Genomic DNA, 24279 nt, shown 5'->3' with positions numbered 1-24279 from the left:
TGCTTGCGCAAGAGGCGGGTTTTGCTTCTCCGCTCCGGTCGCCAGGCTACCGGGCTTCAAACCTTCTCGAAACTGAACTGGCCCGGGTTCTTGATGGGATCCACGTCCACGGCGATCACGTCCTTGGGCGCGAAGCGGCCCTCGAGCAACAGTTTCGAGAGCGGGTTCTCGATGCGCTGCTGGATCGCGCGCTTGAGCGGCCGCGCGCCGAACACGGGGTCGAAGCCGACCTTGGCCAGTTCGGCCAGCGCCTTGTCGGACACCTGCAGTGCCAGCTCCATCTTGCCCAGGCGGTCCTGCAGGGCCTGCAGCTGGATGCCGGCGATGCTGGTGATGTGCTCGGCGTCCAGCGCGTGGAAGACCACGGTCTCGTCGATGCGGTTGAGGAACTCGGGGCGGAAGTGGTTCTTGAGCTCACCCCACACCGCGTCCTTCACGTCCTCATAAGGCTCGCCCACCATGGCCTGGATCAGGTGCGAGCCGATGTTGCTGGTCATCACGATCACTGTGTTCTTGAAGTCCACGGTACGGCCCTGGCCGTCGGTCAGGCGGCCATCGTCCAGTACCTGCAGCAGCACGTTGAACACATCGGGGTGGGCCTTCTCGACCTCGTCGAGCAGCAGCACGCTGTAGGGCTTGCGGCGCACGGCTTCGGTCAGGTAACCGCCCTCTTCGTAACCCACGTAGCCGGGCGGCGCGCCGATCAGGCGGGCCACGGAGTGTTTCTCCATGAACTCGCTCATATCGATGCGCACCAGATGGTCCACGCTGTCGAACAGGAAGCCGGCCAGCGCCTTGCACAGCTCGGTCTTACCGACGCCCGTGGGGCCGAGGAAGAGGAAGGAGCCCGTGGGGCGGTTCGGGTCGCTCAAGCCCGAGCGTGAACGACGGATGGCGTTGGCCACGGCCGAGATGGCTTCGTCCTGGCCCACCACGCGCTCGTGCAGCCTGGTTTCCATCTGCAGCAGCTTGTCTTTCTCGCCCTGCATCATCTTGGCCACGGGAATGCCGGTGGCGCGTGACACCACTTCGGCAATTTCTTCAGCACCTACCTGGGTGCGCAGCAGGCGCGGCGCACTGCCCTCGCCCTGGCCCTGTTCACGGGCCTGGGCTTCCTTGAGCAGCTTTTCCAGCTCGGGCAGCTTGCCGTACTGCAGTTCGGAGACCTTGGCGAAATCGCCCTTGCGGGTCAGCTCGGCGATCTGTGCCTTGAGCTTCTCGATGTCTTCGCGCACGTGCTGGCTGCCCTGGGCCTGGGCTTTCTCGGCCTTCCAGATTTCGTCGTAGTCGGCAATCTCTTTCTGCAGCTTGGCGATCTCTTCCTGGATCAGTTCCAGGCGCTTTTGCGAAGCCTCGTCCTTTTCCTTCTTCATGGCCTCGCGCTCGATCTGCAGTTGGATCAGCCGGCGGTCGAGCTTGTCCATGACCTCGGGCTTGGAATCGATCTCGATCTTGATCTTGGCGGCGGCTTCGTCGATCAGATCGATCGCCTTGTCCGGCAGGAAGCGGTCGGTGATGTAGCGGTGGCTGAGCTCGGCCGCGGCCACGATGGCCGGGTCGGTGATGTCCACGCCGTGGTGCACTTCGTATTTCTCCTGCAGGCCGCGCAGGATGGCAATGGTCTGTTCCACGGTGGGCTCACCCACCAGCACCTTCTGGAAGCGGCGCTCCAGCGCCGCGTCCTTCTCGATGTACTTGCGGTATTCGTCCAGGGTAGTGGCGCCGATGCAATGCAGTTCACCACGCGCCAGCGCCGGCTTGAGCATGTTGCCGGCGTCGATCGCGCCTTCGGCCTTGCCGGCGCCCACCATGGTGTGCAATTCGTCGATAAAGAGGATGATGCGGCCTTCGTCCTGCGCCACTTCCTTCAGCACGGCCTTCAGGCGCTCCTCGAACTCGCCGCGGTACTTGGCGCCGGCCAGCAGGCCCGCCATGTCCAGCACCAGCACGCGCTTGTCGCGCAGGGTCTCGGGCACCTCGCCGTTGACGATGCGCTGGGCCAGGCCCTCGACGATGGCGGTCTTGCCCACGCCGGGCTCACCGATGAGCACAGGGTTGTTCTTGCTGCGACGCTGGAGCACCTGGATGGCGCGGCGGATTTCGTCGTCGCGGCCGATCACCGGGTCCAGCTTGCCCAGACGGGCGCGTTCGGTCAGGTCCAGGGTGTATTTCTTCAGGGCTTCGCGCTGGCCCTCGGCCTCCGGGTTGTCTACCGACTGCCCGCCACGCACGGCGTCCACGGCAGCCTCCAGCGCCTTGCGGGTCAGACCGTTGGCCTTGGCCAGGTGGCCGATGTCGCCCTTGTGGTCGGCGGCGGCCAGCAGGAAGAGTTCGCTGGCAACGTATTGGTCGCCGCGCTTGATGGACTCTTTCTCGGCGGCCTGTAGCAGGCTGACCAGGTCGCGCCCGACCTGCACCTGTTCCTGGCCTTCGACCTGGGGCAGCTTCTTGACGGCGGCCTCGGCCCCGGCCAGCAGGCCCGCCACGTTGACGCCCGCGCGCTGCAAGAGGGCCTTGGGGCCGTCCTGCTGGCGCAGCATGGCCACCAGCAGGTGGGCCGGCTCGATGTAGGCGTGGTCCTGTCCCAGGGCCAGCGTCTGTGCTTCGCCCAGGGCTTCCTGGAATTTGGTGGTGAGTTTGTCGATCCGCATGAAATCCTCCGGTTGCAGCCCAGCTTTGGGTGCATAGACTGAATTTCAAGGGCTGGGGCCCGGAATGATTTTGACGGATATCAAAACCACGCCGAACAAAACCGCGCCGGGCGCCGCAAAACCTTGGCCTAGAATGACCCCGCGACGTTTCCCCGGCTTCGTTGATCCATGGTACGGACCAGGATGTCGCACTTCATACAAGCGCCGCGGCCTGCGCCAGCGGAAACAGAATACGGTGAAGGGAGGCAACATGTCTGGATCGAAATTCGCGCGCGCGCTCGCGCTGGTGGGCCTGGTGGTAATCGGGCTCGCTGCCTGCAACCGGGGCCCGGGCGCCTCCCTCAAGATCACCCCCCAAGACCCGGCCTGGAGCCGGATCATCAACTCGCACAGCGCCGGCCTGCTTTCGCGCAAGGACAAGATCCGTGTGGTCTTCTCGGGCGACGTGGTCTCGGCGGACCGGGTCGGGCAGAGCGCCAACCGGCACCTGGCGGCCTATCCGGCCATCCAGGGCAGCGTGGTCTTCGCCAGCACGCGCGAAATCGTGCTGGCGCCTGAACAGGACCTGGAGTCGGGCCGGGACTACCGCCTCACGGTCAAGCCGGCCGGCCTGCAGGGCGTAGACGCCGATGTAAAGGACTACGAGTTCGTGGTGCAGACCCAGCCGCGCCGCTTCGAGGTGCAGGTGGCCGGCCTGGCCACCGACCAGAAGCATGAGGGCCGCATGCAGCTGCGTGGCGCCGTGCTGACCGCCGACGTGGAAGCGGCGGCCGACGTGCAGAAGGTGCTCAAGGCACGCTTCCAGGGCCAGCCGCTGGCCGTGGAGTGGCAGCCCGCCCCGGATGCGCGGCGGCACGAGTTCACCGTCACCGGCATCGAACGGCAGCAGACCGCGCATGAGCTCTCCATCGAATGGGCCGGCCAGAGCCTGGCGCAGAACACCACGGGCCAGAGCCAGATCGAGATTCCGGCGCGCAACCAGTTCAAGGTGCTGCAGGCGCGCGCCGTGCAGAACGACAACGAACAGTACGTGCAGCTCACCTTCTCCGAGCCGCTGGACGCGCGCCAGAACCTGCGCGGCCTGGTGGAGCTGAGTTCCGGCCGGTCGACCCACCGTGTCGAGAACAACGTCATCAAGGTGTATCCGGACGGCGGCGCCGAAGGCGAGGTGCAGGTGACGGTGGCCGCCGGCCTGCGCACGGCCCGGGGCGACCGGCTGCTCTCCGGCTTCCAGCAGGCTGTAACCTTTGCCAGCATCAAGCCGCAGGTGCGCTTTGTGGGCAAGGGCGTGATCCTGCCCGAGAACAAGGTGCTGAGCGTGCCGATCGAGGCGGTGAACGCGCGCTCGGTACGCGTGACGGCCTTCCGCATCTACGACAACAACGTGGGCCAGTTCCTGCAGGTCAACAAGCTCGACGGCCAGCAGGAGCTCGGCCGCGTGGGCCGCTACCTCTGGCGCAAGACCATCACGCTGCCCGCCACGCAGGCCAACCGCTGGAACCGCTACGCGCTGGACGTGACCGAGCTCTTCGACAAGAACCCGGGCGGGCTGTTCCGCCTGACGGTCTCGATCAGCCGCGCCGACGCCACCTACGCCTGCCCCGGCACCGACGCCGAGGAAGCGACCATGGAGTCGCCGCTGGTGAACGAGGAGGACTTCGGTCAGCGCGAAGCCAGCAGCTGGGATTTTGCCGAGCAGTACTACGGCGAGGGCGAACAGGAGGGCTGGCACGAGCGCGAGAACCCCTGCAAGAAGAGCTACTACCGTTTCTCGGAGCGCACGCGCGCCGCACGCAACCTGCTGGCATCCAACATCGGCCTGCTGGCCAAGCGCGACCAGAACGGCAAGATGCTGGTGGTGACCACCGACCTGCGCACGGCCCAGCCGCTGGCGGGCGTGAAGGTCACGGCCATGAACTTCCAGAACCAGCCGGTGCTGAGCGAGGTGTCCAACGGCGAAGGCCTGATCCACTTCAACCTCAAGACCGCCCCCTTCTTCCTGCTGGCCGACAAGGGCGGGCAGAAGGGTTACCTCAAGGTGGCGCAGGGCACGGCCCTGCCGACCAGCCACTTCGACGTGGGCGGCGAGAAGGTCAGCGCCGGCCTGAAGGGCCATATCTATGGCGAGCGCGGCGTCTGGCGCCCGGGCGACGACATCTACCTCACCTTCGTGCTGCAGGACAGCCACAAGACCCTGCCGCCCAACCACCCGGTGACCATGGAGCTGCGCAACCCGCAGGGCCAGCTGGTGCAGACGCTGACCAACACCACCCCGGTGGGCGGTTTCTACAAATTCGCCATGAAAACGGCCGACGGCGCACCCACCGGCGACTGGACGGCCAAGGCCATCCTGGGCGGCACCAGCTTCAGCCGCAGCGTGAAGATCGAGACGGTGATGCCCAACCGGCTCAAGATCGACCTGGACGTGGGGGCCGGCAAGCTGGCGGGCAGCGCGCCCCTGAAGGGCCAGCTGGCCGCCCAGTGGCTGACCGGCGCCACGGCCGCCGGGCTGAAGGCCGAGGTGAAGATGCGCCTGAACCGCACGGCCACGCGCTTCGAGCGCTACGCCGACTTCGCCTTCGACGACCCGGCACGCGAATTCAACGCCGAGCCCGAATCCATCTTCGAGGGTGAACTCGACAACGACGGCAAGGCCAAGTTCGAACACGCCGGCAGTTCTGCCAAGGAGGCGCCTGGCATGCTCAGCGCCACGCTGACCACACGCGTGTTCGAGCCCGGCGGCGCCTTCAGCATCAACCGGCAGACGGCGCCCTACTCGCCCTTCGACCGCTACATCGGCATCAAGCTGCCCAAGGGCGACGTGGCGCGCAACATGCTGCTGACCGACAAGCAGCACACGGTGGAGATCGCCAGCGTGCTGGCCGACGGCAAGCCGGCCGCGGTGCGCAACATCGAGGTCACGCTCTACAAGGTGGAGTGGAAGTGGTGGTGGGACAAATCCGGCGATTCGCTGGCGCAGTACGCCTCGGCCTCCAGCAACCGGGTGCTCAAGAAGGACACCATCACCACCGCGGCCAACGGCCAGGGCAGCTGGAACTTCGAGATCAAGTACCCGCAGTGGGGCCGTTACCTGGTGCGCGCCTGCGACCTGGACGGCGGCCATTGCACCGGGCAGACCTTCTACATCGACTGGCCGGCCTGGGCTGGCCGCGCCCAGGAGCAGTCCGGGCCGGGCGCCAGCGTGCTGACCTTCAATGCCGACAAGGAACAGTACGTGGTGGGCGACAAGGCGGTGGTCCAGCTGCCCGAGGCCAGCCAGGGCCGCGCGCTGGTGACGGTGGAGAGCGGCAGCGCCATCATCGAGGCGCGCTGGATCGAGTTCCAGAAGGGGGCGACGCGCTTCGAGGTGCCGATCACCCGCGCGATGGCACCCAATGTCTACGTCAGCGTGACGCTGATCCAGCCGCACGCGGAGAAAAAGAACGACCGGCCGATCCGCCTGTACGGCGTGATCCCGCTGCTGGTGACGGACCCGCAGACCCGGATCAAGCCGCAGATCGCGGCGGCCGAGGAATGGAAACCCGAATCCCGCGTGGCGGTGGATGTCTCCGAGGCCTCGGGCCGCGAGATGACCTACACCCTGGCCGTGGTGGACGAGGGCCTGCTGGGCCTGACCAACTTCAAGACGCCCGAGCTGCACGAGCAGTTCTACAAGCGCGAAGCGCTGGGTGTGACGACCTGGGACCTGTTCGACGACGTGGCTGGCGCCTACGGCGCCGAGCTGGAGCGCCTGCTGGCCCTGGGCGGCAGCGATGCCGGCAAGGCCGAGGAAGCCAAGAACCGCAAGCGCTTCCCGCCGGTGGTCAAGTACCTCGGGCCGTTCAGGCTCAAGGCCGGCGAGAAACGCCGCCATGAGCTGACCTTGCCGCCCTATGTGGGCGCGGTGCGCGCCATGGTGGTGGCTGGCGAGGCCGGGGCCTATGGCTCGGCCGAGAAGTCGGTCTACGTGCGCCAGCCGCTCATGCTGCTGCCCACGCTGCCACGCGTCGTGGGGCCGTGGGAGGACATCACGGTGCCGGTGTCGGTCTTCGCCATGGACCCGTCGATCAAGGAGGTCACGCTCAGGCTGGAGGCCGACTCGCGCTTCCAGCTGATCGGGGGCGACACGGTCAAGATCCTGTTCACCCGGCCCGAGGAGAAGCTGGGCCAGCTGCGCATCAAGACCCAGCCGCGCCTGGGCAAGGGACGGTTGCGCTTCATCGCCACCAGCGGCGCGCACCGCGCGCAGGCGGACGTGTACCTGGAGGTGCGCAGCCCCAACCCGGCCACGACGCGTGCGCAGACGAAGATGATCGCCCCGGGCGAGACCTGGGAGAAGATCGTCGCCCCGCACGGCCTGCCGGGCACCAACACGGTGACGCTGGAGATGTCGGCGGTGCCGCCGCTGAACCTGGAGCAGCGGCTGAACTACCTGATCCGCTACCCGCACGGCTGCATCGAGCAGATCACCTCGGCGGCCTTCCCGCAGCTCTTCCTGCCCTCGCTGCTCAAGCTGGAGGATGGGCGCAAGAAGGAAATCGAGGCCAATGTGCTGGCTGCGATCGACCGGCTGCGCGGCTTCCAGCTGCCCAACGGCTCCTTCGCCTACTGGCCGGGTGACTTCGGCGGCTTCAGCGGCTTCGATACGCGCAACGCCTGGTCCACCAACTACGCGGGCCACTTCCTGGTGGAAGCCGGCAAGCAGGGTTACACGGTGCCTTCATCCATGCAGAGCGAATGGGTGCGCTTCCAGAAACAGGCCGCGCAGACCTGGAGCGGCAGCAGCGGAACGCCCGCGCTCGACCAGGCCTATCGCCTCTACACCCTGGCCCTGGCCGGCCAGCCCGAAGTAGGCGCCATGAACCGCCTGCGCGAATCGGCCAACCTGCCCTCGACGACGCTCTGGATGCTGGCCGCGGCCTACAAGCTGGCCGGCATGACCGACGCGGCCAACGACATCGTCAAGGCCGACCGACTGATGCTGCAGGATTACGCCGCGCCCGACGGCACCTTCGGCTCGCGCCTGCGTGACAGCGCCATCGTGCTGACCGGCATGGTGACGCTGGGCCAGAGCGAACGCGCCCGCCCGCTGGTGGACGACATCTCGGCCCAGCTGAGCAACGACAGCTGGCACAGCACGCAGTCGGTGGCCTACGCACTGATGGCCATGTCGCGCTACGTGGGCGGCGCCAAGGTGGGCGAGTACAGCTACGAGCGCTCGACCGGCGGGCGCACGGAGCGCCTGCGCGCGGGCGCGCCCGTGGACACGACCGAGCTCAAGGACTTCCCCCTGCAGGGTGCGCCGGTGCGCGTGAAGAACACCTCGGACCGGCCGCTGTTCGCCACCCTGCTGGTGCGCGGCACGCCCAAGCCCGGCACCGACGAGGCGGCCTCGTCCGGCCTGGCGCTGGAAGTCGACTACCGCACGGCCGACGGTGGCCCGATCAACCTGGACAAGCTGCCCCAGGGCCAGGACATCGTGGCCGAGGTCACGGTGCGCAACACCACGGCACAGCGCATCGACAACATCGCGCTGACGCAGATGGTGGCGGCGGGCTACGAGATCCACAACGAGCGCATGGACGGCGCGGACACTGCGGGCACGCGCAGCAAGCCGGCCCAGCGCAGCAGCCCCTTCTTCCTCGGCTCGCGGGCCGAGACCACGGGGCGTGTCGAGCACCTGGACATCCGTGACGACCGCGTGCTGCGCTACTTCGGCCTGAAGCCCGGCGAGAGCATCAGCTTCAAGACCCGGCTGACCGCCGCCTACCTGGGCCGCTTCTACCTGCCCAGCCAGACCGTGGAGGCCATGTACGACGCGACCAAGCATGCGCGCACCCAGGGCCAGTGGGTGGAGGTCGTGCCGGCGAAATGAAAGCCTGGCTGTGGCGCCACCGGCGCCGGACTCTGGGCGTGCTGGCCGCCCTGGCGATCGCGCTGGGCGTCTGGCGCAGCCTGCCCGCCCCCTTGTTCGAGCAGCCGCTGTCCAGCGTGCTGCAGGCGCGCGACGGCACGCTGCTGGGTGCGCGCATCGCCGATGACGGGCAGTGGCGCTTCCCCCCGACGGATCAGATACCGCAGAAGTTCCGGCGCGCGCTGATCACCTTCGAGGACAAGCGTTTCGAGCAGCACCCGGGCGTCGACCCGCTGGCGCTGGCGCGGGCCGTGCGGCTCAACCTGCAGCAGGGCCGCGTCGTCAGCGGCGGCAGCACGCTGAGCATGCAGGTGATCCGCCTGGCACGCGGGGAGCGCCAGCGCGGCTACCTCGAGAAGCTGGTCGAGTCCCTGCTCGCCCTGCGGCTGGAGCTGGGGTACAGCAAGGACGAGATCCTGGCGCTGTACGCGGGGCATGCGCCCTTCGGCGGCAACGTGATCGGGCTGGAGGCCGCCGCCTGGCGCTATTTCGGCCGGGCGCCAGACCAGCTCTCCTGGGCCGAGGCCAGCACGCTGGCCGTGCTGCCCAACAGCCCGGCGCTGATCCACCCCGGGCGCAACCGCGACAAGCTCCAGGCCAAGCGCGACCGCCTGCTGCACCAGCTGCAGGCCCAGGGCGCCCTGGGTGAGATGGACCTGGCCCTGGCCCTGCGCGAACCGCTGCCGGCCGAGCCGCTGCCCCTGCCGCAACAGGCCCCGCACCTGCTGGAGACGCTGCGTGCCCAGCACCCGGGCACCTACCGCTTCCGCAGCACGCTGGACGCGCGGCTGCAGGCCGCCGCGACGAGCCTGGTGCGCGAGCGCGCCACCGCCCTGGCGCGGCAGGACATCCACAACGCGGCGGCGCTGATCGTGGACCACCACAGCTTCGAGGTGCTGGCCTACGTGGGCAACAACGAGTGGGCGGTGCACAACGAACGCGGCCACGCGGTGGACCTGATCCGTCGCCCGCGCAGCACCGGCAGCATCCTCAAGCCCTTCCTCTACGCAGCCATGCTGGACGCCGGCGAGATCCTGCCCGGCACGCTGGTGGCCGACGTGCCCACGCAGTACGGCGGCTACATGCCGGAGAACTTCGACCACGGCTACCGCGGCGCGGTGGCGGCCGAGGTGGCACTGGCGCAGTCGCTCAACGTGCCCTCGGTGCGCATGCTCAAGCAGCACGGCGTGCAGCGTTTCTACGAATACCTGCGCCAGTTCGGCATGAGCACCCTCACCCGCAAGCCCGACGACTACGGCCTGACGCTGATCCTGGGCGGGGCCGAGGCCACGCTGCGCGACGTGGCGGCCATGTACGCCAACATGGCCGACATCGCGCGCAAGGACGGCCCGGCTGCGCCCCTCCACTACCGCCGGCTCAAGCTGCTGACCGACGGCGACGGCACCGGCGGCAAGGTCGCCGAGATCAGCCCCGGTGCGGCCTGGCTGACGCTGCGCGCCCTGCTCGAGGTGGCGCGCCCCAACGAGGAAGGCTACTGGAAGAGTTTTGCCAGCAGCCGGCGCATTGCCTGGAAGACCGGCACCAGCTGGGGCCTGCGCGATGCCTGGGCCGTGGGCAACACGACACGCCACACCGTGGCCGTCTGGGCCGGCAATGCCAGCGGCGAAGGCCGCCCGGGCCTGACCGGGGCTACGGCAGCGGCCCCCATCCTGTTCGACCTCTTCAACCGCCTGGAGCCGGCCGGCTGGTTCAACCCGCCCGCGCAGCATCTCAAGGAGGTGGAGGTCTGCGCCAACGACGGCTACCTGGCCAACGGCAATTGCGAGGTCGAGCGGCAATGGGCGCCGCGCGACAGCCACTTCGACCAGCTCAGCCCGCACAACATTCGCGTGCACCTGGACCGCACGCGCCGCCAGCGTGTGGACAGCGGCTGCGAGCGCGTGGCCCACATGGTGCAGGCCAGCTGGTTCGTGCTCCCGCCGGGACCGGAGTTCTTCTACCGCCGGCACCATGGCGACTACAAGGTGCTTCCGCCCTACCGCAGCGACTGCGCGGGCAGCGGCCCTTCACGCGCGCCGATCGAATTCCTCTACCCCACGGCAGGCACGCGCATCTACATCCCGATGGACCTGGCCGAGACGAAAAGCCGGGTCGTGTTCGAGGCCGTGCACCGCGAGCGCGAGACCACGCTGCACTGGCACCTGGACGATAGCTACATCGGCAGCACGCGCACCTTCCACCAGCGCGCGCTAGACATCCCGGTGGGCACGCACAGCGTGACGGTGGTGGACCCGCAGGGCAACCGCCTGTCGCGCCAGTTCGAGGTGCTGGCGCAGGAGCGCTAGCGCGGCGCTTTCAGCGCATCCTGCGAGAAGCCGGCGATGCGCTTGTAGTTCTCCGAGATCTGGCGCAGTTCTTCCTGGCTGATGAGGTCGTCGATGTGGCGAAAGGGCTTGCCCCCGCTGAGCTCATCGACCTTGATGTTGATGAGATCGGGCGGCGCCGTCCGGTTGGTACGGACCACCCGCGCCGTGGCTTCCACGCGGGCCTGGTCGTAGATCTGCAAGGCGGCCTGCGGGTCGGGGGTGACCGCCAGCAGCTCGGCAAGCGTGCGCGCGTCGATCAGGCCCTGGGCGGCGCCGTTGGAGCCGCGCGGGTACATGGGATGGGCCGCGTCGCCCATGAAGGTCACGCGGCCGAAGGTCCAGCGCGCCACCGGGTCCTTGTCGACCATGGGGTACTCGAGGATGTGCTCGGCGTTGGCGATCAGGGCGGGCACGTCGAGCCAGTCGAACTTCCAGTCGGCGTAGATGGCCTCGAAGTCGGCCCTGTTGCCGGGACGGTTCCAGTCGTTCATGGACTCGCCCTCGTGCTGGATCTCGGCCATCCAGTTGATGAGCTGCTTGCCCTGCCCGTCCACGTTGTCGACGATGGGGTAGATCACCATCTTGCCGGTATGGATGGAGCCCACGCGCATATAACTCTTGCCCGTCAGGATAGGCTTGTGCACGGTGACACCGCGCCAGGTGTTGATGCCGGCGAAGGCCACTTTCTCGCCCGGGTAGAACTGGCGGCGGATGGTGGAGTTGACGCCGTCACAGGCGATCACGATGTCGGCCCGCACGCTGGGGCGCTTGTTCCCCCTGGCATCGACGAAAAACACGGTGGCACCCAGTGCATCCTGCTCCACCCCCGTGCAGCGGTGGTCGGTATGGATATGCTGCGGGCCGATCTGCTGCAGCGCCTCCTCGTACAGGATGCGGTGCAGCTTGCCGCGGTGGATGCCGACCTCCGGGTGGGGATAACCGGCGTGCCGCCCGCGCGGCTCCTTGTAGATGTACTGGCCGTAGCGGTTGAAGAACACGCTCTCCAGGTTCTCGATGCCCGCGGCTTCGAGCTTGCCCTGCACGCCCAGCGCGGCCAGCTCGCGCATGGCGTGCGGCAGCAGGGTGATGCCCACGCCCAGCTCCTTGACCTCGGGCACGGCCTCGTACACATCGCAGGCGATGCCGCGCTGGTGCAGGGAAAGCGCCAGGCCAAGACCGGCAACGCCCCCGCCCACGACGGCGATGCGGGTGCCCTGATGCAACTCGCCCATGGACTTACTCCGCCTTGATGCCGTTGCGCCGGATCACCGCGCCCCAGCGCGGGTAGTCCTTGTTCACGATGGTCATGAGCTCATTCGGTGTGGACGAGGCCGCGTCCAGGCCGGCCTTGCCCAGCACCTCGCGCACCTCGGGCAACTTGAGGATGGCGGCGATCTCGCCGTTCAGGCGCTGCTGTACGGCCGCTGGGGTTTTGCTCGGCACGAAAAAGGCGTACCAGAGGTCCACGTCCACGCCCTTGGCGCCCAGTTCCTCGAAGGTGGCCACGTTGGGCGACACCGGGTGGCGCTTGGGGCTGCCCACGGCCAGGGCGTTGAGCCTCCCGCTGTTGACGAAGCCCTGCGCCACGTGCACTGGCAGGAAGCCGACGTTGAGCTCACCCGCGAGCAGGTCGGTGGTATAGCCGGCCGTGCCGCGGTAGGGCACGTGCAGCATGAAGGTCTGCGTCTGCACCTTGAAGAGTTCCATGGCCATGTGGTGCGGCGTGCCGACACCGGGCGAGCCGTAACTGATGCTGCCGGGACGCGCACGCGCCTTGTCCAGCAGGTCCTGCAGGGACGTGATGCCGGTCTTGGGGTTGGCCACCAGCATCAGCGTGCCCCAGGCCGCCATGGAGACGGGGGCGAAGTCCTTCACCGGGTCGAAGGGCACGTTCCTGTAGAGTTGCGAGGCCATGAGCATGGTGTTCGCACCCATGAGCACGGTGTAACCGTCGGGGCTGCTCTTGGCCACCTGGTCCGCGCCGATGTTGCCGCTGGCGCCCGGCGCATTGGCCACCACCACAGGCTGGCCCAGGCGTTCGGACAGGCGCGGCGCCACGGTGCGGGCGATGGTGTCCATGCCGGTGCCCGGCGTGAAGGGCACGATGATGCGCACGGGCTGGGCCGGCCAGATCTGGGCGCCGGCAGCGCCGGCCAGCAGGAGCAACCCTGCGAACAGATGCTTGATCGTCTTCATCTCGGTCTCCTCGTCTCGTGGATTACTTCAGCTTGAACACGGTTTCGGCATTGGTCTGGAAGAACTGGCGCTTGTGCTCCAGCGGCATGTCCATGGCGTCGAGCAGGTTCACTTCATCGGGCGCGTACTGGTAGGGATAGTCCATGGCGTACATCACACGGTCCGTGCCCATGAAATCCTGCGTGAACTTGATGGCCTGCTCCCAGGCCACGCCGCTGTTGGTGATGTAGAAATGCTCGCGCAGGTACGCGCTGGGGCGCTTGCGAATGGGCTGGACGCTCGGGTAGCGCCTGGACTTCACCGTGGCCTGGTGCATGTAGTCCAGGCGGTAGGCCCAGAACGGCAGCGCCTCGCCCATGTGGCCCAGGATCATGCGCAGTTTCGGAAACCGGTCGAACACGCCAGAAGTGATGATGCGCATGGCGTGCAGGCCGGTCTCCACGCCAAAGCCGTAGATGGCGCCGTCCAGGCCGCACTCCTGGAAGGGCTGCAGCATGCCTGGCGGCAGCGCATTGGGGTGCAGGTAGATGGGCGCGTCGTTCGCTTCGGCGGCGGCGAAGATGTCCCAGAACTTGGGATCGGAAAGGTACTCGCCCTGGGTGTGCGAGTTGATGATGACCGAGTGCATGCCCAGCTTGCTCACGCCACGCTCGATCTCCCTGGCGGCGGCGGCCGGGTCCTGCGGGGCGATGGCAATCATGCCGGCCAGGCGCGTGGGGTGGCGGCGCACGGCTTCGGCCAGCTGGTCATTGGCGGTTTGCACGAAGGACACGGCGGTGGCCTTGTCCATGACCTGCGCGGCCGGCGAGGTCAAGGCCAGCACGGCCATGTCCACACCCGCTGCGTCCATGTGCTGCAGGCGCAGCTGGTCCAGGTCCAGCAGGCCGCGCATGATGTGCTGCGCCCGCTCGCTGGGGCTGCTCATGTAGAAGCCCATCAGGCCGCGAAAGCCAGGGTCGGCGTCGCCGCGTGCCAGGATCTTCTTGTAGATGTCGATCATCTCCTGCGTGGCAAACGCCTCTTCGGTGGCGATGCGCAGGTAGGGTGCCTTTTGCGGAGGGGCCGGGTTGGCCAGATTGGGGAGCTTGATCTCCATGCGGTCGATCCTGGGTATTGATAAGAACTCTTACCATCCTAAGGTCAGGACCGACCCACCGACACTGAGGTTTCTACTGATGGCTCCGGGAGCAGCGGGCGCCGGGCCCGGGGCTCAGATGGCCGAGTTGCCGGAGGCGATGCCCCACTTGGCCAGGGCCTGGTCGTCGCTGACGCGGGCGTCGACCCAGCGCGCGCCCTCGGGCGTCTGTTCCTTCTTCCAGAACGGGGCCTGGGTCTTGAGGTAGTCCATCAGGAACTCGCAGGCCTGGAAGCTCTCGCCGCGGTGCGCCGAGGTGACCACCACCAGCACGATCTGGTCCAGCGGCTTGAGCGGGCCCACGCGGTGGATCACGCGCGCGGCATAGATGTCGAACCGCAGGAAGGCCGCATCGATCATGTCCTCGATGGACTTCTCGGTCATGCCGGGGTAGTGCTCCAGCTCCATGGTGCTCACCGACTGGCCGTCGTTGCGGTCGCGCACGGTCCCGATGAAGCTGCACACCGCACCCACGCGTTTGTCCTGCGCGCGCAGGGCCGCGATCTCGGCACCGACGTCGAAGTCCTGAGACTGGATCGTGACGCGGGCGGTCATGGCATCAGCCCCCTGTCACCGGCGGGAAGAAGGCCACTTCGCAGCCCTCGGTCAGCGCGGCGTCCTCGCCACTCATGACCTGGTTGAGTGCCACGCGCACGGCACGGCCGCGTGCCAGGCTCTGGGCATGGGCGCCGCCGCGGGCGATCAACTCGTCGCGCAGCGCGCCCAGCGTAGCGGCTGTCGTCTGCAGCGGCTCGCTGCCCGTGCCCACGCTCTCGCGGATGGAAGCAAAGTATTTGACGTTGACTTTCATGCCATCAATTCTGCAAAGGCCAGGAACTGGACGGTATCGCCTTGGGCGATCGTCGTGTTCGCGGGGTTGTCGACCAGGCCATCGCCCCAGGCGGCCGAGGTCAGCACGCCCGAACTCTGGTTGGGAAACAGGTCCAGGCCACCAGCGGCGTTGCGGCGCACACGCAGGAACTCGCGGCGCTTGTCACCGCGCGGCAGGTCGAAGTGCGCCGGCAAGGCCATGCGCACCGGCGCTACATCGGCCACACCCTGCAGGCGCAGCAGGAAAGGCCGCACCAGCAGCATGAAGGTGACGTAGCTGGAGACCGGGTTGCCCGGCAGGCCCATGAAGTAACACTTCGAAGTCGCGGCCCCCTCCGCTGCCGGGCGGGGGAGGGTTAGGGAGGGGGCGCCAACATTCAGCGCCTCGGGCTGGCTCGATTGCCGTGCAATCGAGCCAAACGCGAAAGGTTTGCCCGGCTTCATGGAGATCTGCCAAAGGTCGAGTTCGCCGAGCTGCTGCACCGAGGGCTTGATGTGGTCTTCCTCGCCCACGGAAACGCCGCCGCTCGTGAGCACGAGGTCGTGGCCTTTTGCCGCATCGCGCAACGCAGCCAATGTGGCGTCGCGCTGGTCGGGCACGATGCCGCAGTCGGTCACCTCGCAGCCCAGGCGCAGCAAGAGCGCACGCAGGAAGAATCGGTTGGAGTTGTAGATGGCACCCGGCGGCATCTTCTCAGGAGGCAGCTCGCCGGGCATGACGAGTTCGTCGCCCGTGGAGAACAAGGCCACGCGCGGGCGGCGCACCACGGGCAGCTGGCTCAGGCCGATGCCGGCGGCCATGCCCAGGGCAGCGGGGCCCAGGCGCTGGCCACGCGCCAGCACCACGGCGCCGCGCGTGACGTCTTCGCCGGCCCGGCGGATCCACTGGCCGCTCCGGGGCATGGTGTTCACGCGCACGCCCCCCTCGCCCACGGGTTCGCAGTCTTCCTGCATGACGATGGCATCGGCCCCGGGCGGCACCGGCGCGCCGGTGAAGATGCGCGCGGCGGCTTGCGGCTCCAGGGCGTGGCCATGGTGGCCGGCCGGGATGCGTTGCGTGACCTGCAGCACGGTGCCCGCAACAGGCACGTCGGCACAGCGCAGGGCATAACCGTCCATGGCGCTGTTGTCCTGCGGCGGCACGTGCAGGGCCGAAACCAGGTCCTGGGCGAGCACGCGGCCGTCGGCATCAAAGGTGCTGACCGTCTCTGTGCCCACCAACGGCGCAGCCTGCGCCAGCAGCGCAACCCACGCCTCATCCAGCGACTTCAGCGGAGCACGGGGTGCATTCATGCGGTGTAGACCTCGGGGCTGTATTCGAAACGCTCGCCATGGGCCACCAGCCAAGCGGCAACGGCGTCGGGGTCGTTGAGGTCCAGCAGGTCCAGGCCCGTGGGCACCGGCAGCCGGCTGGCATCGTCTGTGGCAACGGCGGCGATGAAGGCGTCGTCGGGGTAACGCACCGGCTTGCCGACCTCGGCGCGCCAGACCTCGACCTTGAGCAGGTCGCTGTTCTTGAAACCTTCGACCAGCACCCAGTCCACGCCGTCGTAGAGCTCGGCGATCAGCTCGTGCACCTTGGGCTCGTGCTGCTGCTCGAACTCGCGCATCAGGGCGAGGCGGCGATTGGAGGCGATCACCACCTCGAAAGCCCCGGCCTCGCGGTGCCGCCAGCTGTCCTTGCCCGGGTGGTCGATGTCGAACTTGTGGTGGGCGTGCTTGACCACGGACACGCGCACGCCGCGCAGCTTGAGCGCGGGGATGAGCTGCTCGACCAGTGTGGTCTTGCCCGAGCCGGAGTAACCGGCGAAACCCACCACTTTCATGAAACGATCACTCCAAAGCTATGTTTTTGATAGCACATAAATTGACCCCGGAGCGAAACGGCAACTCAGGCGCAGTGCTGCACGATGTAGTCCTTGACCACCTGCACGTCGGCAGCGATCACCGCCACCCGCTTGGGCAAGGCTTCGATGCCTTCGAACTTGGCCGGACGCTCGGGCTCGCACCCCAGCGCCTCGACGATGGTCGCCGCGAACTTGATCGGCAGCGCCGTCTCCAGCACGATCATGGGCACACCTGCTTGCAAGTGCTCGCGCGCGACCTTGACGCCGTCGGCGGTGTGCGTGTCGATCATCATGCCGAAACGCTCCCAGGTGTCACGGATGGTAGCGAGCCGGTTGGCATGCGTGCTCTTGCCGCTGACAAAACCATACCGGCTGCGGGCCAAAGCGAAGGCCGGATCGGCGCTGAGGTCGAAACGGCCGCTCTTGCCGAGCTGTTCGCCAAACAGGGCCTTGACCTTGGCGCCGTCGCGCCCCAGCAGGTCAAACACGAAGCGCTCGAAGTTCGAGGCCTTGGAGATGTCCATGGACGGGCTGGAGGTCTCGTGCGTATCGGCGCTGCCGCGCACGCGGTAGACGCCGGTGCGGAAGAACTCGTCGAGCACGTCGTTCTCGTTGGTCGCGACCACGAGGCGCTCGATGGGCAGGCCCATCATGCGCGCCACATGGCCGGCGCAGACGTTGCCGAAGTTGCCCGAGGGCACGGTGAAGCTGACGCGCTCGGTGTTGCTCTTCGTTGCCTGGAAATAGCCGGCGAAGTAGTACACCACCTGCGCCACCAGACGGGCCCAGTTGATGGAGTTGACGGTGCCGATCTTGTACTGGCGCTTGAAGTCCAGGTCGTTGGAGACGGCCTTGACGATGTCCTGGCAGTCGTCGAACACGCCCTTGACGGCGAGGTTGTGGATGTTGGCGTCCTGCAGGCTGAACATCTGCGCCTGCTGGAAGGGGCTCATGCGGCCGTGCGGGCTGGTCATGAAGACACGCACGCCCTGCTTGCCGCGCATGGCGTACTCGGCCGCGCTGCCGGTGTCGCCGCTGGTGGCACCCAGGATGTTGAGCTGTTCGCCGCGGCGGGCCAGTTCGTACTCGAACAGGTTACCCAGCAGCTGCATGGCCATGTCCTTGAAGGCCAGCGTGGGGCCGTTGGACAGGGCTTCGAGCTGGACACCGTTCTCCAGCGGCTTCAGCGGCACGATCTCCCGGGTACCGAACACCGCCTCGGTGTAGGTCTTGCGGCAGATGGCGCGCAGGTCGGCGGCCGGGATGTCGTCGATGTAGAGCGAGAGGATCTCGAAGGCCAGGTCGGCATAAGGCAAGCCGCGCCATTGGGCGAGCGTGGCCTCGTCTACCTGAGGGTAGGACTCAGGCAGATAGAGGCCGCCATCGGGCGCCAGGCCCTCGAGCAGGATTTCGCAGAAGCGCTTGCGTTCCGGTGCGCCCCGGGTGCTGAGGTATTTCATTGCTCGCCCGGCCGCCCGAAGGGCAATGAACGCCCCCTCGGGGGGCAGAGAACGAAGTGAACGTGGGGGCTCATAGTCTTATCCGGCCAGCTCTTCCTTGCGGATGCGAACGATGGGCGCCAGCACGGTCGGCAGCGCCTGCAGCCTGGCCAGGGCATCGTTCATGGTGCCCTCACGCGCGTCGTGCGTGAGGATGATGAGGTCGGTCTGGGTGGAACCTTCTCCGCCCACTTCGTCGGCTTCGCGCTGCAGCACGGCGTCGATGCTGATGCCGGCCTCGGCCAGGATGCCGGTGACCTTGGCCAGCACGCCGGCCTGGTCGGCCACGCGCAGGCGCAGGTAATAACTGGTCACCACCTCGCTCATGGGCAGCACCGGCACATTGCTCATCGCGTCGGGCTGGAAGGCCAGGTGCGGCACGCGGTTGAGCGGGTCGGCGGTGTGCAGGCGGGCGATGTCCACCAGATCGGCAATCACGGCGCTGGCCGTGGGCTCGGAGCCGGCGCCCTTGCCGTAATAGAGCGTGGTGCCCACTGCGTCGCCGTTGACCACCACGGCGTTCATGGCGCCTTCCACATTGGCCAGCAGGCGTTTGCTCGGCACCAGGCTGGGGTGCACGCGCAGCTCGATGCCCTTGGCCGTGCGCTTGGTGATGCCCAGCAGCTTGATGCGATAACCCAGCTGCTCCGCATAGCGGATGTCCTGCGCGGCCAGCCTGGTGATGCCTTCCACATGGGCCTTGTCGAACTGCACCGGAACACCAAAGGCGATGGAGCACAGGATGGTGGCCTTGTGTGCGGCGTCCACACCCTCGATGTCGAAGGTGGGGTCGGCTTCGGCGTAACCCAGGCGCTGCGCCTCCTTGAGCACCACGTCGAAATCCAGCCCTTTGTCGCGCATCTCGGACAGGATGAAGTTGGTGGTGCCGTTGATGATGCCGGCGATCCACTGGATGCGGTTGGCGGTGAGGCCTTCGCGCAGGGCCTTGATGATGGGAATGCCACCGGCCACCGCGGCTTCAAAAGCCACCATCACGCCCTTGGCCGAGGCCGCCGCGAAGATCTCGGTGCCGTGCACGGCCAGCAGGGCCTTGTTGGCCGTGACCACATGCTTGCCCGCCGCGATAGCTTCGAGCACCAGCTGCCTGGCAATGCCGTAGCCGCCGATGAGTTCGACGACGATATCGATCTCGGGGTTGGCGATGACGGCACGCGCATCGTTGACCACCTTGATGCCAGGCCCCACGAGGGACCGGGCACGGGCGACGTCGAGGTCGGCCACCATGGTGATCTCGATGCCGCGGCCGGCGCGGCGCTTGATCTCTTCCTGGTTGCGCTGGAGCACGTTGTACGTGCCCGAGCCGACGGTGCCGATGCCCAGCAGGCCTACTTGTATAGCTTTCATCTTTGACTCAGTCCATGGCGCCATACTGGCGCCTTCTTGCAGATTTCAGGCGTGCGCTTGGCGCTTGCGGTAGCTCTCGAGGAACTTGGCGACACGGCCGATGGCCTCGCGCAGATCGTCCTCGTGCGGCAGGAAAACGATGCGGAAATGCTGGTTGTCCGGGTAGTTGAAGCCCGAACCCTGCACCAGCAGCACACGCGTCTCCTCCAGCAGCTCCAGGATGAACTGCTTGTCGTCCTCGATCGGATAGACCTTGGGGTCGAGCCGGGGGAACATGTACAAGGCAGCCTGCGGCTTGACACAGGAAACACCCGGGATGGCGGTGATCAGCTCGTACGCGATGTCGCGCTGGCGGCGCAGGCGGCCACCCTCGTGCACCAGGTCGTTGATGGTCTGGTAGCCGCCCAGCGCGGTCTGGATGGCAGACTGTCCCGGCACATTGGCACACAGGCGCATCGAGGACAGCATGTTCAGCCCCTCGATGTAGTCCTTGGCCGGCTTCTTGTCGCCCGAGACCACCATCCAGCCGGCGCGGTAGCCGCAGGAGCGATAGCTCTTGGAGAGCGAGTTGAAGGTCAGCGTGAGCACATCGTCCGACAGGCTGCCCAGGGCGGTGTGCTTGACGCCATCGTAGAGCACCTTGTCGTAGACCTCGTCGGCCATGATGACCAGGTTGTGCTCGCGGGCGATCTCGACGATGCCTTTGAGCAGCTCGTCGGAGTACAAGGCACCGGTCGGGTTGTTCGGGTTGATGACCACGATGCCCTTGGTGCGCGGCGTGATCTTGGCACGGATGTCGGCCAGGTTGGGCATCCAGCCATTGGCCTCGTCGCACTGGTAGTGCACGGGTGTGCCGCCCGAGAGGCTGACCGCCGCCGTCCACAGGGGATAGTCAGGCGCGGGCAGCAACATCTCGTCGCCGTCATTGAGCAGGCCATTGGTGGCCATGACAATGAGCTCGCTGGCGCCGTTGCCCAGGTAGATGTCATCGAGCGTAACGCCCTTGATGCCCTGCTCCTGGGTGTACTGCATCACCGCCTTGCGTGCGACGAAGATGCCCTTGCTGTCAGAGTAGGCTGCCGCATTGGGCAGGTTGCGGATCATGTCCTGGCGGATTTCCTCAGGCGAATCAAAACCGAACACGGCCAGGTTGCCGATGTTGAGCTTGATGATGCTGTGGCCCTCCTCCTCCATCTGCTTGGCGCGCTCCATGATGGGGCCGCGGATGTCGTAGCAGACGTTGGCCAGCTTTTCCGATTTGCGTATGGTCTTCAAAGTCCCTCCGGGATACACAGGATGGCCTGCAACAGCCAGCCTTTAGACGAGGCGAAACCTATAATTTGACCACAGTTCACACCGGGAATGCTCTGCACTGCTTTCGCCATACGCGTTCGAGTCCAAAACGGGATGATTTGGCCGCCAATACCACGCAGCGTGTGCTACAGCACACGCAAGGGGTTTGGTGGGCAAAGGGCCCGTTTTGGTTCGAACCCGAAGGGGCGTGGTTTTGCGGGCGATCCGCGGCGTTGCAAAACCAGGCAAGCCGTTCAGGCTTGCCTTGGGTTTTGCGCCTTGCGGCTCATCCCGCAAAATCCACGCCGCGTGCGGCGAAAGTAGTGCAAAGCATTCCCTATGAAACTCCAGCCTGATAAACCCACGGTCCAGACCATCAACGGCTACGGTCCGGGCTGGATTGCCGTGGATGCTGAAAAATTCAGCACCAGCCTCGTGCTCGGTTCGCGCGGCGAACGTCAGGTCTGGGAATGCCGCCGCTACGAAGACCTGCAGGGCACGCACTTCGCCACACTGGCCGAACTGCGCCCGGAACTGGTGCTCTTTGGCAGCGGCGCACGCCTGCGCTTCCCCCGCCCCGAATGGCTGCAGACCCTGGTGGCCCTGGGCATCGGGCTGGAGACCATGGACACGGCAGCGGCCTGCCGCACCTACAACATCCTCGCTGGCGAAGGCCGGCACGTGGTGGCCGCGCTGTTACTGGAAACTCCCTAGCCCTGGCCCGCACCAGGAGGTGGATTTCAGGGTAAAATCTCGGGATTGAGTCGGACCTCGAGCCCCGCTGTCACGGCAAGCATTCCGACCCTTCTCCGACAGCTGCTGTCACACAAGATTTGAGTCATATGGCGATTGTTGTCAACAAACCGATTCCGGAATTCGAAGCCAACGCCACCAGTGGCATCCGGGTTTCCAACACCTCCCATCTCGGTCAGACCCTGGTCCTGTATTTCTATCCCAAGGACAACACCCCGGGCTGCACGACCGAAGCCATGCAGTTCCGCGACAAGTACAAGGATTTCGTCAAGGCCGGCGCCATGGTATTTGGCGTTTCGCGCGACAACATGAAGTCGCACGACGAATTCAAGTCCAAGCTCGAACTGCCCTTCGAGCTGATCGCCGACACCGAAGAGAAGATGTGCCACATGTTCGGCGTGGTCAAGAACAAGATCATGTACGGCAAGAAGGTCAAGGGCATCGAGCGAAGCACCTTCCTGATCGGCGCCGATGGCATCCTCAAGCAGGAATGGCGCGGCCTCAAGGTCCCCGGCCACGTGGACGAAGTCCTCAAGGCCGTCAAGGCGCTCAAGAAGGCCGCTGCTGCTGCTACCGCCTGAGCCTGACCGGCCCTGATGCTTTTGAGCAACAGGGGCATGTACTTTCAGACGGCTCATGCATAATGAATTCATGCCGTTGAGGTTTGCAACCGCTCACGCCAAACGAAGCCGCCCAGGTTTACCGGGCGGCTTTTTTGTTTTCCGCACGGCAACCGCCCCACTCTCCTCCAGCTCCACCACCCATGCCCCTGCCTCCCGCCCCCACCAAGCGCGCTGCTCTCCTCACTCCTGAAGCCTTCGAAGCCCCGGCCCGAGGCAAGCCACGCAGCGGCCGCAAGACCTCGGCCTCCTTCGACGCCCCCGAATCCCTGAACAAGGTTCAGGCGCGCGACCTGTTCGAGCATGGCGCGAGCCTGGGAAGCGACGCCCAGGGCCCGGCCATCCAGGTCGAGACCCGGCGCACCCCACCCCGCCCCGCCCCCGGCACCCAGGAAAAGCAGCAGGACCGGCCGCGTTCGAAAAAGACGGCCCCGACCGGTCCGGCCAAGCTGTTCGTGCTCGACACCAATGTGCTGATGCACGACCCCATGTGCCTGTTCCGCTTCGAGGAACACGACATCTTCCTGCCCATGATCGTGCTGGAGGAACTCGACGGCCACAAGAAGGGCATGACCGAGGTGGCACGCAACGCGCGCCAGACCAGCCGCACGCTGGATGCGCTGGCCGGCGCCCAGGGCGCCGACATCACCACCGGCCTCAAGCTCGACAGCACCGGCCACCGCGAGGCTGGCGGCAAGCTCTTCTTCCAGACGCAACCGCTCAACTACACCCTGCCCACCAGCCTGCCCCAGGGCAAGGCCGACAACCAGATCCTGGGCGTGGTGGAGGCGCTGCGCGTGCAGTACGCCCCGCGCGAGGTCGTGCTGGTGTCCAAGGACATCAATATGCGCGTCAAGGCACGCGCGCTGGGCCTGGCGACCGACGATTACCAGAACGACAAGACCCTGGAAGATGGCGACCTGCTCTATTCCGGCTCGCTGGCCTTGCCACCCGATTTCTGGACCACCGAAGGCCAGAGCGTGGAGAGCTGGCAGCAGGGCCAGCACACCTTCTATCGCATCACCGGGCCCATCGTGCCCAACCTGCACATCAACCAGTTCGTCTACTTCGAGGCCCCGGGCGAGCCGAGCTTTTATGCACGTGTGACCGAGATCCGGGGCAAAAGCGCCGTGCTCAAGACGCTCAAGGACTACACCCACCTCAAGCATGCGGTCTGGGGCGTGGCCACGCGCAATCGTGAGCAGAACTTCGCCATGAACCTGCTCATGGACCCGGAGGTGGACTTCGTCACCCTGACCGGCACGGCCGGCACCGGCAAGACCCTGATGGCCCTGGCCGCCGGCCTGACCCAGGTGCTGGACGACCGGCGCTACACCGAGATCATCGTGACCCGCGCCACCGTGAGCGTGGGCGAGGACATCGGTTTCCTGCCCGGCACGGAAGAGGAAAAGATGGGCCCCTGGATGGGCGCGCTGGACGACAACCTCGAAGTGCTGTCCAAGACCGACACCGGCGCCGGCGAATGGGGGCGCGCGGCCACCAGCGAGCTGATCCGCAGCCGCATCAAGATCAAGAGCATGAACTTCATGCGCGGGCGCACCTTCCTCAACAAGTACGTCATCATCGACGAGGCGCAGAACCTGACCCCGAAGCAGATGAAGACGCTGATCACGCGCGCCGGCCCGGGCACCAAGATCATCTGCATGGGCAACCTGGCCCAGATCGACACGCCCTACCTGACCGAAGGCTCCTCGGGCCTGACTTTCGCGGTCGACAAGTTCAAGGGCTGGCCGCACGGCGGGCACATCACGCTGGCACGCGGCGAACGCTCACGCCTGGCAGACTTCGCAAGCGAGGTGCTCTAGCCCCTTGGAGTGAGACCAACCA

16 protein-coding genes are annotated in these 24279 nt (G+C 66.5%); 5 read left to right on the top strand and 11 right to left on the bottom strand.

What is annotated here, in order from left to right; genetic code table 11:
* Positions 1-56: 56 nt before the first annotated feature.
* Complete coding sequence (gene clpB, locus AC1RRP_RS10505) at positions 57-2651, bottom strand: ATP-dependent chaperone ClpB (RefSeq protein ID WP_493035878.1); 2595 nt, start codon at positions 2649-2651, stop codon at positions 57-59.
* Positions 2652-2901: 250 nt separating this feature from the next.
* Here clpB and AC1RRP_RS10500 point away from each other — a divergent pair, with 250 nt between their 5' ends.
* The gene (locus AC1RRP_RS10500; RefSeq protein WP_493035876.1) at positions 2902-8526 is read left to right on the top strand and encodes an alpha-2-macroglobulin family protein; all 5625 of its coding nucleotides are present in this window, start codon (positions 2902-2904) and stop codon (positions 8524-8526) included.
* The gene (pbpC, locus tag AC1RRP_RS10495; RefSeq protein ID WP_493035874.1) at positions 8523-10871 is read left to right on the top strand and encodes a penicillin-binding protein 1C; all 2349 of its coding nucleotides are present in this window, start codon (positions 8523-8525) and stop codon (positions 10869-10871) included. The genes AC1RRP_RS10500 and pbpC overlap by 4 nt, the downstream gene beginning before the upstream one ends.
* On the opposite strand, the gene AC1RRP_RS10490 is transcribed toward pbpC, so the two are convergent.
* From AC1RRP_RS10490 to AC1RRP_RS10445, 10 genes are all read right to left on the bottom strand, one after another.
* Positions 10868-12124: a flavin-dependent oxidoreductase gene (locus AC1RRP_RS10490; protein ID WP_493035872.1), complete on the bottom strand. Its 1257-nt coding sequence runs from the start codon at positions 12122-12124 to the stop codon at positions 10868-10870. The genes pbpC and AC1RRP_RS10490 overlap by 4 nt on opposite strands.
* A 4-nt stretch (positions 12125-12128) precedes the next feature.
* Positions 12129-13088: a tripartite tricarboxylate transporter substrate binding protein gene (locus tag AC1RRP_RS10485; RefSeq protein ID WP_493035870.1), complete on the bottom strand. Its 960-nt coding sequence runs from the start codon at positions 13086-13088 to the stop codon at positions 12129-12131.
* A gap of 22 nt (positions 13089-13110) precedes the next feature.
* Complete coding sequence (locus tag AC1RRP_RS10480) at positions 13111-14184, bottom strand: amidohydrolase family protein (RefSeq protein WP_493035868.1); 1074 nt, start codon at positions 14182-14184, stop codon at positions 13111-13113.
* A 114-nt stretch (positions 14185-14298) separates the two neighbouring features.
* A complete protein-coding gene (moaE, locus tag AC1RRP_RS10475) occupies positions 14299-14778 on the bottom strand; it encodes a molybdopterin synthase catalytic subunit MoaE (protein WP_493035866.1) in 480 nt (159 codons plus the stop codon).
* 4 nt (positions 14779-14782) lie between these two features.
* A complete protein-coding gene (moaD, locus tag AC1RRP_RS10470; RefSeq protein ID WP_493035864.1) occupies positions 14783-15034 on the bottom strand; it encodes a molybdopterin converting factor subunit 1 in 252 nt (83 codons plus the stop codon).
* A complete protein-coding gene (locus AC1RRP_RS10465) occupies positions 15031-16347 on the bottom strand; it encodes a molybdopterin molybdotransferase MoeA (protein ID WP_493035862.1) in 1317 nt (438 codons plus the stop codon). The genes moaD and AC1RRP_RS10465 overlap by 4 nt, the downstream gene beginning before the upstream one ends.
* The gene (gene mobB / locus AC1RRP_RS10460) at positions 16344-16880 is read right to left on the bottom strand and encodes a molybdopterin-guanine dinucleotide biosynthesis protein B (protein ID WP_493035860.1); all 537 of its coding nucleotides are present in this window, start codon (positions 16878-16880) and stop codon (positions 16344-16346) included. Before mobB ends, AC1RRP_RS10465 begins: the two co-directional genes overlap by 4 nt.
* Positions 16881-16945: 65 nt before the next feature.
* Positions 16946-18361: a threonine synthase gene (thrC, locus tag AC1RRP_RS10455; RefSeq protein ID WP_493035858.1), complete on the bottom strand. Its 1416-nt coding sequence runs from the start codon at positions 18359-18361 to the stop codon at positions 16946-16948.
* 78 nt (positions 18362-18439) lie between these two features.
* Positions 18440-19765, bottom strand: a complete 1326-nt coding sequence (locus AC1RRP_RS10450) for a homoserine dehydrogenase (RefSeq protein ID WP_493035856.1) — start codon at positions 19763-19765, stop codon at positions 18440-18442.
* Between the two features lie 45 nt (positions 19766-19810).
* Positions 19811-21040 carry a pyridoxal phosphate-dependent aminotransferase gene (locus AC1RRP_RS10445; protein ID WP_493035854.1) on the bottom strand — a complete coding sequence of 410 codons (1230 nt, stop codon included), beginning with the start codon at positions 21038-21040 and terminating at the stop codon, positions 19811-19813.
* A 357-nt stretch (positions 21041-21397) separates the two neighbouring features.
* Here AC1RRP_RS10445 and AC1RRP_RS10440 point away from each other — a divergent pair, with 357 nt between their 5' ends.
* From AC1RRP_RS10440 to AC1RRP_RS10430, 3 genes are all read left to right on the top strand, one after another.
* Positions 21398-21772: an Mth938-like domain-containing protein gene (locus tag AC1RRP_RS10440; protein WP_493035852.1), complete on the top strand. Its 375-nt coding sequence runs from the start codon at positions 21398-21400 to the stop codon at positions 21770-21772.
* Positions 21773-21900: 128 nt separating this feature from the next.
* Positions 21901-22392, top strand: coding sequence for a peroxiredoxin (locus AC1RRP_RS10435; protein ID WP_057675706.1), 492 nt, complete (start codon positions 21901-21903; stop codon positions 22390-22392).
* Between the two features lie 182 nt (positions 22393-22574).
* Positions 22575-24257: a PhoH family protein gene (locus AC1RRP_RS10430; protein WP_493035849.1), complete on the top strand. Its 1683-nt coding sequence runs from the start codon at positions 22575-22577 to the stop codon at positions 24255-24257.
* The last annotated feature ends 22 nt before the right edge of the window (positions 24258-24279 follow it).

The organism is Hylemonella sp. GW821-FHT12C09, assembly GCF_058807395.1.
Note: the sequence above shows the minus strand (reverse complement) of the source record. Positions and strands in the feature narration are given on the sequence as shown.

Excerpts from the sequence above, each read along its gene's own strand:
- clpB (WP_493035878.1), bottom strand. The coding sequence starts at position 2,651 with ATGCGGATCGACAAACTCACCACCAAATTCCAGGAAGCCCTGGGCGAA.
- AC1RRP_RS10500 (WP_493035876.1), top strand. The coding sequence starts at position 2,902 with ATGTCTGGATCGAAATTCGCGCGCGCGCTCGCGCTGGTGGGCCTGGTG.
- pbpC (WP_493035874.1), top strand. The coding sequence starts at position 8,523 with ATGAAAGCCTGGCTGTGGCGCCACCGGCGCCGGACTCTGGGCGTGCTG.
- AC1RRP_RS10490 (WP_493035872.1), bottom strand. The coding sequence starts at position 12,124 with ATGGGCGAGTTGCATCAGGGCACCCGCATCGCCGTCGTGGGCGGGGGC.
- AC1RRP_RS10485 (WP_493035870.1), bottom strand. The coding sequence starts at position 13,088 with ATGAAGACGATCAAGCATCTGTTCGCAGGGTTGCTCCTGCTGGCCGGC.
- AC1RRP_RS10480 (WP_493035868.1), bottom strand. The coding sequence starts at position 14,184 with ATGGAGATCAAGCTCCCCAATCTGGCCAACCCGGCCCCTCCGCAAAAG.
- moaE (WP_493035866.1), bottom strand. The coding sequence starts at position 14,778 with ATGACCGCCCGCGTCACGATCCAGTCTCAGGACTTCGACGTCGGTGCC.
- moaD (WP_493035864.1), bottom strand. The coding sequence starts at position 15,034 with ATGAAAGTCAACGTCAAATACTTTGCTTCCATCCGCGAGAGCGTGGGC.
- AC1RRP_RS10465 (WP_493035862.1), bottom strand. The coding sequence starts at position 16,347 with ATGAATGCACCCCGTGCTCCGCTGAAGTCGCTGGATGAGGCGTGGGTT.
- mobB (WP_493035860.1), bottom strand. The coding sequence starts at position 16,880 with ATGAAAGTGGTGGGTTTCGCCGGTTACTCCGGCTCGGGCAAGACCACA.
- thrC (WP_493035858.1), bottom strand. The coding sequence starts at position 18,361 with ATGAAATACCTCAGCACCCGGGGCGCACCGGAACGCAAGCGCTTCTGC.
- AC1RRP_RS10450 (WP_493035856.1), bottom strand. The coding sequence starts at position 19,765 with ATGAAAGCTATACAAGTAGGCCTGCTGGGCATCGGCACCGTCGGCTCG.
- AC1RRP_RS10440 (WP_493035852.1), top strand. The coding sequence starts at position 21,398 with ATGAAACTCCAGCCTGATAAACCCACGGTCCAGACCATCAACGGCTAC.
- AC1RRP_RS10435 (WP_057675706.1), top strand. The coding sequence starts at position 21,901 with ATGGCGATTGTTGTCAACAAACCGATTCCGGAATTCGAAGCCAACGCC.
- AC1RRP_RS10430 (WP_493035849.1), top strand. The coding sequence starts at position 22,575 with ATGCCCCTGCCTCCCGCCCCCACCAAGCGCGCTGCTCTCCTCACTCCT.